The sequence below is a fragment of the uncultured Victivallis sp. genome (genome assembly GCA_944389935.1).
Lineage (GTDB): Bacteria > Verrucomicrobiota > Lentisphaeria > Victivallales > Victivallaceae > Victivallis.
This window is the reverse complement of sequence record CALXOE010000028.1, coordinates 33379-44310: the sequence shown is the minus strand read 5'-3', so window position 1 is coordinate 44310 and position 10932 is coordinate 33379. Positions and strand designations below refer to the sequence as shown.

Annotated in this window: 12 protein-coding genes and 1 pseudogene; 7 read left to right on the top strand and 6 right to left on the bottom strand. The window is 54.5% G+C overall.

The features are described 5' to 3' along the window. The first annotated feature begins 475 nt into the window (after nucleotides 1-475). Nucleotides 476-1036, top strand: a complete 561-nt coding sequence (locus Q0J85_RS09635; RefSeq protein WP_294480864.1) for a hypothetical protein — start codon at nucleotides 476-478, stop codon at nucleotides 1034-1036. Nucleotides 1037-1244: 208 nt separating this feature from the next. On the opposite strand, the pseudogene Q0J85_RS09630 reads toward Q0J85_RS09635, so the two are convergent. Further along, a pseudogene (locus Q0J85_RS09630) lies at nucleotides 1245-1460 on the bottom strand (transposase); the annotation flags it as partial. Between the two features lie 181 nt (nucleotides 1461-1641). On the opposite strand from Q0J85_RS09630, the gene Q0J85_RS09625 reads away from it, so the two are divergent. Further along, on the top strand, nucleotides 1642-1773 hold the full coding sequence (locus Q0J85_RS09625) for a hypothetical protein (protein ID WP_294480863.1): 132 nt from the start codon (nucleotides 1642-1644) through the stop codon (nucleotides 1771-1773). A gap of 32 nt (nucleotides 1774-1805) precedes the next feature. After that, the gene (locus Q0J85_RS09620) at nucleotides 1806-2027 is read left to right on the top strand and encodes a hypothetical protein (RefSeq protein WP_294480861.1); all 222 of its coding nucleotides are present in this window, start codon (nucleotides 1806-1808) and stop codon (nucleotides 2025-2027) included. Nucleotides 2028-2077: 50 nt separating this feature from the next. Here Q0J85_RS09620 and Q0J85_RS09615 read toward each other — a convergent pair whose 3' ends face one another. From Q0J85_RS09615 to Q0J85_RS09595, 5 genes are all read right to left on the bottom strand, one after another. Beyond that, a complete protein-coding gene (locus Q0J85_RS09615) occupies nucleotides 2078-2446 on the bottom strand; it encodes a DUF3192 domain-containing protein (RefSeq protein ID WP_294480859.1) in 369 nt (122 codons plus the stop codon). Nucleotides 2447-2472: 26 nt separating this feature from the next. Further along, nucleotides 2473-2634, bottom strand: coding sequence for a rubredoxin (gene rd, locus Q0J85_RS09610; protein ID WP_294480857.1), 162 nt, complete (start codon nucleotides 2632-2634; stop codon nucleotides 2473-2475). Between the two features lie 25 nt (nucleotides 2635-2659). Continuing rightward, a complete protein-coding gene (locus Q0J85_RS09605; RefSeq protein WP_294480855.1) occupies nucleotides 2660-3871 on the bottom strand; it encodes an FprA family A-type flavoprotein in 1212 nt (403 codons plus the stop codon). Nucleotides 3872-3991: 120 nt separating this feature from the next. Next, nucleotides 3992-4369, bottom strand: a complete 378-nt coding sequence (locus tag Q0J85_RS09600) for a desulfoferrodoxin (protein ID WP_294480854.1) — start codon at nucleotides 4367-4369, stop codon at nucleotides 3992-3994. Then, on the bottom strand, nucleotides 4356-4766 hold the full coding sequence (locus Q0J85_RS09595) for a transcriptional repressor (protein WP_294480852.1): 411 nt from the start codon (nucleotides 4764-4766) through the stop codon (nucleotides 4356-4358). Before Q0J85_RS09595 ends, Q0J85_RS09600 begins: the two co-directional genes overlap by 14 nt. 183 nt (nucleotides 4767-4949) lie before the next feature. Between Q0J85_RS09595 and Q0J85_RS09590 the strand changes: the two genes are divergently transcribed. The 4 genes from Q0J85_RS09590 (at nucleotide 4950) to nusA (ending at nucleotide 10926) form a co-directional block, all read left to right on the top strand. After that, nucleotides 4950-6287 (top strand): hypothetical protein, encoded by a 1338-nt coding sequence (locus Q0J85_RS09590; protein ID WP_294480849.1) that lies wholly within the window; start codon nucleotides 4950-4952, stop codon nucleotides 6285-6287. 440 nt (nucleotides 6288-6727) lie between these two features. Beyond that, entirely contained in the window at nucleotides 6728-8113 is a 1386-nt protein-coding gene (dnaA, locus tag Q0J85_RS09585; RefSeq protein WP_294480847.1) for a chromosomal replication initiator protein DnaA, read from the top strand. 139 nt (nucleotides 8114-8252) lie between these two features. Further along, a complete protein-coding gene (locus tag Q0J85_RS09580; protein ID WP_294480845.1) occupies nucleotides 8253-9422 on the top strand; it encodes an aminotransferase class V-fold PLP-dependent enzyme in 1170 nt (389 codons plus the stop codon). A 265-nt stretch (nucleotides 9423-9687) separates the two neighbouring features. Beyond that, entirely contained in the window at nucleotides 9688-10926 is a 1239-nt protein-coding gene (gene nusA, locus Q0J85_RS09575) for a transcription termination factor NusA (protein WP_294480842.1), read from the top strand. Nucleotides 10927-10932 lie beyond the last annotated feature (6 nt).

The following is a 10932-nucleotide window of genomic DNA, read 5'->3' as shown; positions in this document are numbered from 1 at the left end:
GATCAGGCGATGGAACAATTAACGTTCAAGGAGTATATAGACCCGTTTACGGGTAGCAAGAATGAGCAGGCACAAAAATAACCAGAGAGTAAAAAACTCGGAAAGTTATGGTAGTGTCCGAAATTTTGCGCACATTTGTTTCTGAGCGATTACAGATGACAAACGTGATTTGGCGCAGCCGAAGCAACTGACCGAAAGCTCCGAAGGAGCTGGTTGGTTATCTTGTTGTCGCGGTGTATTAGCAGTCAAAAATCGCACGGATATGAATACAAAGAGGCGGTTGTTTCTCTGGAGAAACCACATTGATGCAATATCATTTCAGGAACAGGAAAAGTTCTTGTGTATTCAGGAGCTGCTGTTATTGTTGGAGTTGCCGTTTATGTAACTGGTGGAGCCATAACAACGGCTGCAGGTGCTGGAAATGGAATCGTTTTAGCTCCTGTTTTCTAATGAATCATCAAATAGGAGGTGCGCAATGTTGGATATATCGCAATATAATTTTAGTGATTGGTTAAAATTTACTTTTGCCCATCCTCTTACAACTCCAGAATGGTATTTTTCAGAGGATTGGGAATATCAAGGCAATCATAGTAAAATGATTGAATATTCTACAAAACTTTTTAATGCGCCGGAGTTACTTGTTGAAGACTATTTCTTTGAACAAATTAATCAAGGACTATGGTTTATTCCAAGTGCATATGGTTACATATTATATCTACTCGATGAAGATATTCCCTGGAAAATAAGAAAAGAATGTATAGATTCTTTTTATAACCTTTTTTTGTATTTATTTTCGAAATATAAAATAAGTGGCGGAGCAGATATAATGTGGTGGGACTCTATTTTTTCTTATGGCGTTTATGAAGATCCCGTCAGAGGAATAAAAACATTCGGTGAATCTCCTGAAATTTTAAAATGTTTTTATGATGTAATTGTGCAAATAAAAAAAATTGATGGAGAGAATATAAGAGAGAGTGTGAAACTCGGCCTAGATAACATATATACTTATAAGGATATATATCCTCATATTTTCTAAATCTTGGATAATGTCCCAAATTTTGTGATGTGATACGATATTTGACAGGGGGTGCATCAGCCCTTTAGTTGGTTGTGTCCGAAATTTTGCGCACATTTGTTTCTGAGCGATTACAGATGACAAACGTGAGTTGGCGCAGCCGAAGCAACCGACCGACCAGAGAGCTCCGGAGGAGCAGGTCGGTTGCGCAGGCGGAGCCTCCCGTTTTTTACCTTATACCGTTTTCGTAAAGTTTGCAAGTATTCATGTACTGCCGAGAGCCCCATTTTGTCGTGGAAATTTGTCTGAGTCCGGTTCCGACCAGCATCATAGCCGAGTTCCCATCCGGAAAGCTGCCGACAATCCGGGTACGGCGGTGAATCTCTTTCATGATGCGTTCGAGACCGTTATTTGTCCGCAACCGGCTCCAGTACTCATACGGGAAGTACATTTCGTTTTCCTGCGCTACATTTTCCATGGCCTGTTTTCCTTTCGTTGGTTAGAGTTTGGTCACTTTTCCGGACGTTATCATCTTTTTGAAATTGGCTCAAGTTAAGCAACATGCCGATTTGTGTTGACAAACTCCGAACCGGGTGGTATAGTAAGGGAAAAGGGAGGATATTCCGATGACGCGAACGATTTCAATCACGCTCCGGATTCTCTCGGGAATCCCGTTTCTGGCCGGAAGCGCGGCCTTGGTCTGGGGAATTTTCTGTTTTCTGGGCGGTCCGGGCGGCCGTTCTCCCCGCCCGCATTGATCGTCTGGGGAATTTCCTGGGCGGTCGCCGCCATGTGCGCGGGAATCTACCTGCTGCTGAACCATACGTCAATACGGGCACAACTTATCCTCATGTTCACCTGGAGCGGTATATCCGGCTTATTCGCACTTCTCGCTCTGACCGCAGCCGCACTGCAAGGCATTCCGGAGATGATTCCAGCGCCGACAGCGCTGCTGATCGCAGCCGGCGGCGCCGGAGTTGCTTCCTGCCGCCTCGCCAGTCGACGCCGATAAAAAAAGGCGGCCGTCACCAGCCGCCTCTGTTTTCACTGGACAGGGGAGAGTTACAACTCCAGTTTCTTTCCGCCCATCTTCTTTTCGATCCGGTATTTTGTGTAAAACGGATTACCCCAGCCGACAAGTCTGCCGTCCTCAAAAACGAGCGGCATGCACTCATCCTGAGTCGTGAGGCCGTCCATCCAGACCGACTGGACAAAATAGTACCAGACATCCGGAGTCGAAAAAGTCTCATCTGAAACCGGATTCCCCATCACCTCAAGCACTTCAGCCTTGGTCATGCCGATCCGGAGACGTTTTGAATTTTCGATATTCCGCGCCGCCTCGTTCCACGGCATCGAAGAACAGCCGGAAACCGCCGTCCCGATCAGGAACGCCGCGGCAAACAACAGAACTATCCTGCGGAAATCACCCATGCCTGTCCCCCTCTGCCGCAAGCGGCTCACTCCATCGGCGAGAATTCGCTCTTGCCGGCCCCGCACTCCGGGCAGACCCAATCCTCGGGCAGCGCCTCGAACGCGGTTCCCGCCGCGATTCCGTTATCCGGATCGCCGACTGCCGGGTCATACACATAGCCGCAGACATCACACACATACTTCTTCATTTGCATTTCTCCTACCTTGAGTCTCTTATTTCACCCGGTCCAGCAAAGACCGGCCGAGGCTTTCTCCGATTTCATGGATCTTCTTCAGATCCTCCGAAGTCGGCATATACTTGACCTGGAACAACTCCTGCGGCTGCTCTGCGCCGATCTCATCGAGCACCGCCTTGATCTGTTTGCCGCCCTCCCCGCTCCAGCCATAGGAGCCGAACGCGAAGCCGAGCTTGTTCTTCGGACGCAACCCTTTCACATAGCAGAGCGTGTCCGCCATCGCCGGAAACATCTGATTGTTCATGGTCGGCGCACCGAACGCCATAAGTCCGCTGTTCGCAACTTCGGTCATAACCGCGCTGCGGTCGTTCACCTGCAGATCCATGAGCTTGACCTCGACGCCCGCGGCACGGATTCCGTCCGACAACGCCTCGGCAAGGCGCTCGGTCGAGTGCCACATCGAAGCGAACGCCACAACCGCATGCGCCCTGGGCGCCTGCAACGCGCACTCGCGGTAAAGATTGATGATCCACGCGATATCCTCAGGACGACGCCACACCGGACCATGATCCGGCGCCACGATCTGAATATCGAGATTCAAACCCGGAAGCGCATCGAGCAGATCGAGAACTTTCGGCGAAAGATGATTCAGAATGTTCGCAAAATACTTCCGCGCCTCATAATCGAGCACGAACTGCGGATAATCCTCTCCGAACCGCCCGCTGCCGGCAAGGTGCATGCCGAACGCATCCTGCGAGAAAAGCACTTTTTCGGTATCCAGATACGAGACCATGCTGTCCGGCCAGTGCAGCATCTTCGTTTCCACAAAAGCGAGATTGCTCCTGCCGAGGTTGATTGCCTCCCCGTTCTTCACCGGAATCACGCCGAGATCGCCATAGTAAGCCATGAGCGTCTTGTGGCCGATCGCCGAGGCGAACACCTTTTCAGGCTTGACCGCCGCCACTGTCGCCGGAAGACCGCCGGAGTGGTCCGGTTCTGCATGGTTGGAAACCACATAATCGACTTTCGTCACATCTCCGATTACGGAACGGATCCGCGCAAGCATCTCCGGAACGAACGGCGCCTTGACCGTGTCGATCAGCGTGATCTTCTCATCGAGCACGAGAAATGCGTTGTAAGTCGAACCGCGCCCCGTCTCGTATCCGTGAAAATTCCGGACCGACCAGTCGATCGCTCCGACCCAGTAAACTTTTTCGGTGATCTTTACCGCTTTGAAATACTCTTCCATCTTTCCGACTCTCTCCGCAGCTTGCGTGATAATTCTTCTCTGATCGTATGCTTATAGAAATATAACGCCGGAAACAGCCGTTTCCAGCCCTTTCCGGCGTCAGATCCCGTTTTTTTCCGATTATTTCTTCCAGAGACCGTGCAGATTGCAGTATTCACGCGCAACGAGACCGGGCTGATTCGGCACATAGAACGCGGCCTGCGGCTTGTCGCCCGGCTTCAGAAAATAGCGGTTCACATAGTTCCCATTGTCAACCTCGATCCACTCGATGTAGTGCTTCTCCTCCATCGGATGCGGAATCTCGCCGACTTTCACGAGGATGCCGTCCCCCTGCTCCTCGATCACGGGAACATGCTTCTCGCGGGCGCCGTCAACACTGCCGGCGACCAGAAGCTTCATCTCCTCGCCACAGCACTGCGGAGCGATACCACAACCCGTATCGAGCACCTCAATGACCATGCCACACTTCGCACACTTGTACATTTCACGCTTCTGCATCTTCTCCTCCTGACTCTTTGATTCTGCTGCATTTGCGGCACTTGCCGCTGAGTTCCAGATAAAACGAATCACATCCCAGATCACGCATGACCGAACGGATCTGACGGTTGATTCCGTCAAACGCCTCCGGAGAAACATCCCGGACCGCTCCGCAAATCGGACAGCGAACATGGTGATGATCCGACAGATCCCCGTCAAACCGCTTCTGCTTTCCGGCGGTTTCCAGTTTTCTGACGATTCCCGCCTGCGACATCTGCTCGAGATTCCGGTAAACCGTCCCGAGACTGATGGCAGGCATCTTCACCCGCAGCATCGTATACAACTCATCCGCGGTCGGATGAGTCGTAACCGAGCGCAGCTCTTTGAGAATCGCCTCTCTCTGTGCCGTTCTGTTCATCTTCCTCCTGAACAAATTTTTGATAATCATTCCTTAAGTTATAATATACAGCTCCCGCGGACGGATGCAAGTAATATTTTGCCAAAATACCCGAAATTGCGATTTGAAACCCCTGCGAGATTCATTATATTACCATTAAGAGATGTTTTTCAATCACAATCCGACAGATTCAAGGAGATGCCGATGATCAGCAAAGAGGAGCTCAAGCCGCTGGAACAGGAACTCAACTCCCGCGACCGCACGGTGCGCCGGAACGCTATGGCGGAGATCGCTTCCCTCTGCCGGAATCGACAGCTCCCGTCGGACCCGCCGGGATTGCTGCACAATATGCACTGCCACACCTGTTACAGCTACAACGGGTACGGTTTCACTCCGGCGGAAATCGCCTATCTCGCTCGCAAGTCGGGATGGCTGGCTGCGGGGATCATCGACTTCGACGTGCTCGACGCAGTCGATGAGTTCCGCTCGTGCGCCGAACAGCTCGACATCAACTACTCCTGCGGAATCGAGACGCGCGTATTCGTGAAAGAACTTGCGGACATGGCGATCAACTCCCCCGGGGAACCGGGCGTTGCCTATCATCTCGGACTCGGCTTCACGTCCGGAACCCTCCCCCCCTGTGCGAAAGAGTTTGCGCACACGCTTCGCGCGACCGCACGCGCGCGCGTCGAATTGGTTTGCGCTCTGGTCAACACCGAACTCGATCCGCTTCGGCTCGACTTTGAAACGGACGTTCTCCCCCTGACTCCGGCAGGAAATGCGACCGAACGTCACCTCTGCCAGGCTTATCGCGAAAAGGCCGGGCAGATGTTCCCGACCCGGGCGGCCCGCGCGGAGTTCTGGAGCGGAAAACTCAAACTCCCGACCGAAGATGCCGAAAAACTGATCGACGATCCGGTGAGGCTCGAAGCGAAGATCCGTTCCGTGACGATGAAACTCGGCGGAGCCGGCTACATCATGCCGACACCGGACTCGTTTCCGACGCTCGAGGCATTCAATGAGTTCGTCATCTCGTGCGGCGCGATTCCGGCGATCGCCTGGCTGCATGGACTCTCGGCCGGCGAAGCCGACGTGGACCGCCTGCTCGACCTGCATCAGGAGAAAGGCGCCGCCATGCTGAACATCATTCCGGACCGCAATCTCGGCAGCGCCCGCTGCATTGCGGAACTCGACCGCGTCATCGCCGCCTGCGAAGAGCGCGATCTGCCGGTCATCATCGGCACGGAGATGAATGCCCCCGGACAGAAACTCGTCGACGACATCAACGCCGAACCGCTCCGCAAACATGCCGCGACCTTCGCTCATGGCGCCCGGATTCTCGCCGGTCACACGCTCTTTTCAAAACTCGGACGCGGCTATCTCAGCGACTGGGCGCAGCGGGAGCTGCCGGGCCGCCTTAAGAGGAACGCCTTTTATGCACAACTCGGCGAACGTTTCACGCCGGCTCGTTTCGAGAACGTCAGCGACTGGCCGGAAGAGGTGACAAAAATAAGAATGATTATCGATTCAGTCGGTTTTTGATGAACTTTTCCATAACTCGTTCATGGGTCGGAAACTGCCGTTTTCCGGCCTTTTTTGCGTCTCTGTCGGGAGCTCCACTTCCCGGTTTTGTCAAGTCATTTTTTCAACTTTTTTTATGGAAAAGATCGCAAAAATCATTTGAATTATCCGGATATCACGGCTACATTGTCCTCTGTAGTCCCCCGGGTGAAACGGGGGGGGTTGTTAATAACTTGTTGATGAGTTGTCAATGATTGTCATCCGGTCGGGAGGGGATCTTTCCGGCGCGGAAGAGCGGGGTTTCTCCAAACGGACCACCCTCCGCCCGCCGCGTTCCGTCGAAAGCAGGCCGATCGGCCGGGAAACGTTTTGAGTCCATCTGAAAGGCAGTCGCCATCCGGGATGCCGAAGCGGATGTTTTTGAAATGGGCTTAAAGTAACAAACACAGGTATAAGGACTTATGGATTCGCAAGAGTGTTGTGCGGCAAACATCTGGGTGGTAGCCGCAAACCGTCTGCAGGAACAAAATGAGCATTTGTTCCGTCAGTGGTTTCAGAAAATCACTCCACTGAAGCTGGAGGGAGAAACTCTCACACTCGGAGTTTCGGACGATTTTTTTGCCAGCATCATCGAAGATCAATATGCCGACCTGCTGACAGAAGCGCTGTCGGATATCGACGGAAAGAACTACGGTTACCGGCTCGAGCCCGGCCATGAACCGGTACTGGAAGAACCGGCTCCGGCAACCGCAGGCGCAACCGCGGAAACTGCGCAGAAAAAGAACAACGCCATCCGTAAAATCATAAATCAGCAGAACACCCTTTCCGAACATACGTTCGAGACCTTTATCGTGGATACGGAAAACGGGTGCGGCTACTCGGCGGCGCGCGCGGTGGCCGACGCCCCCGGGAAACGTTACAACCCGCTGTATCTGTACGGAGTCAGCGGTGTCGGCAAGACCCATCTGCTGCACGCGATCGCCTCGGAATTGCGTCAGAAGTCGAGCCGGACGGAAGTTTGTCTCATGACGTGCGACGAGATGCTCAATGAGTTCTATTACAATCTTCTTGAGAAGAAGAACTTGAACTCTTTCCGCAACCGTCTGCGCAAAGTCGACGTGCTGCTGGTGGACGATGTCCAGATGCTCTCCGGGAAAAAGCAGATGCAGACCGAATTTTTCAATGTTTTCAATCTGTTTTACAACCGGGACAAGCAGATCGTGCTCACTTCGGACCGGCAGCCCTGCGAAATCGAGAAGCTCGACAAACAGCTCGAGTCGCGGTTTGAGCAGGGTATGATTGCGGAGATCTGCCCGCCGGAGTACGAAGCGCGACTCTCGATTCTGCAGCAGATGCGCAGCGAAACACTCGTACAGAACACCATGGATGATACGCTGCTGGAGTTTCTGGCGAAGAACATCTCTTCCAACGTCCGGCGTCTGCGCGGCGCTTTCATCCGGCTCGCCTCCTACGCCTCGTTCAGCGGCAAGGGGCTGCTCAGCATCGAACAGGCCGAGGAACTGCTCCAGAGCCAGCTGGCGCAGGAGTCCTCCGCCCGGGATCTGTCGATAGAACAGATTCAACAGACGGTGGCCAGCCACTTCGGGCTGCAGATATCCGATCTGCTCGGCGAAAGACGCAGCCGCGGTATCGCCGAACCGCGAATGATCGCGATGTATCTTTCGCGGGAGCTTACGCAGAACTCCTCGAATGAGGTGGGAACCGCTTTCCGGCGCAACCACGCGACGGTGCTTCATGCGGAGAAAAAGGTGCCGGCACTGGCCAGTTCCGATGAAAATATCCGGCGGGCCATCTCACAGATCCGGCGACAGCTCCAGAAAAAGTAACCCGCAAAGCGATTCGGACGGGAGAGTGCCCAGTGCATTCTCCCCTTTTTGTTATCCGGGCGGGATGCTATGCCGCGATTGACTTTCCCGCAAAGCATGGTATAGTAGATTTTCTTCCGGAAATTAAGGAATCAGAAAAATGAAAGATGTGATTTTACAGAAAAAGCCGGATGAAGCAGTCCTCCGGCGCCTGACGGCCGCGGCGAACTCGCTGGTCGCCCGGCGGGATCTGCAGGCCGGGTATCCGTTTGACCAGGAGACCAATCTCACCGGTTTCTACGAGTGGCTCCTTGAAACCGGGTTGTGCAATACGACACTCATCAGCGTCGGCAGCCCCTACAAAGAGGCGTGGGACATGCTGCATGTCGATGAGTTTGAACGGGAAGTCATCGACTTCATCGCCGGAACATTCGGGTTTCACGGCAACCACTGGGGGGTCGTGACCAACGGCGGGACAGACGGCAATCTGCACGGCCTCTACTTCGGGCGAAAGACGCTCGAGGCGCAGTCGGATCGACCTCCGATCCTCTACGTCTCTTCGGAAGCGCACTACTCGGTCCAGAAGCTCGGGGATATTCTGCGGATCGAAACCCGGATCATCGGTGTTCACCCGTCGGGACGGATGGATGCTGAGGACCTGCGCCGCCAGCTCGATCCGGAACGGCCGGCGCTCGTGGCGATCGCAGTGGGCGGCACATTCAAGGGTGCGATCGACGACCAGCGCGAGATCGACCGGGTGCTGCGTGAAGTCAATCCTCCGGCCAGTTACCGCCATCTCGACGTGGCGCTGTTCGGAGGGTATCTGCCGTGGCTCGACGATCCAGCGGCACGCGAGCAGGTCGATCAGGCGGTGATGGGCTTCGATTCGCTGGCGGTGTCCGGGCACAAGTTCTTCGCGCTGAACGAACCGGCCGGTGTATTTGTCTGCCGGAAAGAGATTCTCACCCATCTGAACCGGCTCACGGTTCCGTATCTGGGGGGAATCGTCATGCCGACGATCAGCTGTTCGCGCAGCGGATTCGACGTGCTGAAGCTCTTCTGGCGGATCATGACCACGAAGCCGGAGGGATTCCGGGCGGAGGCAAAGCATATCCTGGCGATGACGAAGTGTCTCGTGGAAGCGCTGCGCGAACGGGGCGTCGAGCCGCATGTGAATCCATGGTCAAATACGGTCTATTTTCCGAGGCCGAAAGAGGAGGTCGTTCACCGCTGGTGCATGGCCTGCTCCGGGGAGTACTCTCATGTGGTTGTCATGCAGTATTTCACGGAGGAGCTCGTGAAAAAACTCGCCGACGATATCGCCTCCTGAAACGGGTAACGGACGGCAGCGGGATTCCGGCGCGCATCCATGTGCCGGAATCGGTTATTTTGTGTTTTTTATGCGGAGGAAACCGTTTAAAATACTTGATTATCCGATAAAATCAACTATATTACCATCGTAAATTAACAGTCTGGTACCGGTAAGTGTCAAGTGGGTGCAGCTCTGCCCGCTTTTTTATTTTGCGGAACAAGACTTACGGCGACTTGAAGAGAGAACACTCCCCGCGAGGGGGATCATGCAATGGAGGGTGGAAATGGGCAACGAATTACTTCAGATTCTCGATTACATCGAGCAGGAGCGGGGGATCAGCCGCGACAGCTTGATTCGCGCGCTGGAAAACGCAATTCTCATCGGTTCCCGTAAAAGCATTCACCCGGCCAACGAACTGAAAGTGAAGATCGATCCGGCGACCGGAGCGATCCGGGCGTGGGCGATGCTCGAAGTCGTGGAGGAGAACCCGACCTGTGATCAGCTTGTGATCGCCCGGGCCCGGGAGCGTTTCCCTGATGTGAAACTCGGCGACGTCGTCGAGTGGGAGGTCACGCCGCACAACTTCGGCCGCATCGCCGCCCAGACGGCACGCCAGGCGATGATTCAGCAGCTTCGCAAGGCGGAAAAGGAGAATGTGCAGGAGGAGTTTGCCGACCGGGTCGGGACGATCCTGAACGGAACGGTGCGCCGCTTCGATGCGGGGAGCATCATCATCGACTTTCAGCGGGCCGAAGGGATCATGCCGTCGAAAGAGAAAGTTCACGGGGAACAGTATCAGCCCGGCGAACGGATCAACGCTTATCTGCAGAAGATCGACATCAACACGTCGGGACCGAGTCTGATCGTTTCTCGCGCCTGTCCGGAATTCGTGCAGAAGCTCTTTGAGCGTGAAGTCAGTGAGATCCACGACGGCGTTGTGATCATCAAGGGAATCGCGCGCGAAGCGGGCAACCGCACGAAAGTGGCGGTGATGAGTACGGATCCGCGCGTCGACCCGGTCGGCTCCTGCGTCGGAGTCCGCGGCAACCGGGTGCGCAACATCACTGCCGAACTCGGGATGGAGCGCATTGACATCGTCCCCTGGGATGCGGATATCCGGAAATACGCAACCAATGCGCTGCTTCCGGCCAAAGTGCAGTCCGTTGAAGTCAACGAGGCGAAGCACGAGCTCATTGTCCGGGTCACGGAGGAGCAGTCGAAACTGGCGTTCGGGAAAAAAGCGCAGAACGTCCGTCTCTGTTCAAAACTGATCGGCTGGAACATCACGATTCAGAATGAGGAGCCCCGGAACGAGAAAGGGTCTTTCCGCGACCAGTTGCACCAGGCGGCGGTCCGGCTCGCCTCCGAACTCGGAATTTCGGAGGGAACGGCGGATCTGCTCATCAGCAACGGGTATGTGACGGTGGACGGCGTCAAGGAGGCGGGACGCGAGACGCTGCTCGAGCTCGACGGAATCAACGCAGACGAAATCAACCGCGCCTTTGACCGCCTCGACGCGTGAGATTCC

What these genes read in the sequence shown, in the direction of transcription:
- Q0J85_RS09625 (WP_294480863.1), top strand. Translation starts at nt 1,642, where the DNA reads ATGACGCGAACGATTTCAATCACGCTCCGGATTCTCTCGGGAATCCCG.
- Q0J85_RS09615 (WP_294480859.1), bottom strand. Translation starts at nt 2,446, where the DNA reads ATGGGTGATTTCCGCAGGATAGTTCTGTTGTTTGCCGCGGCGTTCCTG.
- nusA (WP_294480842.1), top strand. Translation starts at nt 9,688, where the DNA reads ATGGGCAACGAATTACTTCAGATTCTCGATTACATCGAGCAGGAGCGG.
- Q0J85_RS09590 (WP_294480849.1), top strand. Translation starts at nt 4,950, where the DNA reads ATGATCAGCAAAGAGGAGCTCAAGCCGCTGGAACAGGAACTCAACTCC.
- Q0J85_RS09605 (WP_294480855.1), bottom strand. Translation starts at nt 3,871, where the DNA reads ATGGAAGAGTATTTCAAAGCGGTAAAGATCACCGAAAAAGTTTACTGG.
- Q0J85_RS09620 (WP_294480861.1), top strand. Translation starts at nt 1,806, where the DNA reads ATGTGCGCGGGAATCTACCTGCTGCTGAACCATACGTCAATACGGGCA.
- rd (WP_294480857.1), bottom strand. Translation starts at nt 2,634, where the DNA reads ATGAAGAAGTATGTGTGTGATGTCTGCGGCTATGTGTATGACCCGGCA.
- Q0J85_RS09595 (WP_294480852.1), bottom strand. Translation starts at nt 4,766, where the DNA reads ATGAACAGAACGGCACAGAGAGAGGCGATTCTCAAAGAGCTGCGCTCG.
- Q0J85_RS09600 (WP_294480854.1), bottom strand. Translation starts at nt 4,369, where the DNA reads ATGCAGAAGCGTGAAATGTACAAGTGTGCGAAGTGTGGCATGGTCATT.
- dnaA (WP_294480847.1), top strand. Translation starts at nt 6,728, where the DNA reads ATGGATTCGCAAGAGTGTTGTGCGGCAAACATCTGGGTGGTAGCCGCA.
- Q0J85_RS09635 (WP_294480864.1), top strand. Translation starts at nt 476, where the DNA reads ATGTTGGATATATCGCAATATAATTTTAGTGATTGGTTAAAATTTACT.
- Q0J85_RS09580 (WP_294480845.1), top strand. Translation starts at nt 8,253, where the DNA reads ATGAAAGATGTGATTTTACAGAAAAAGCCGGATGAAGCAGTCCTCCGG.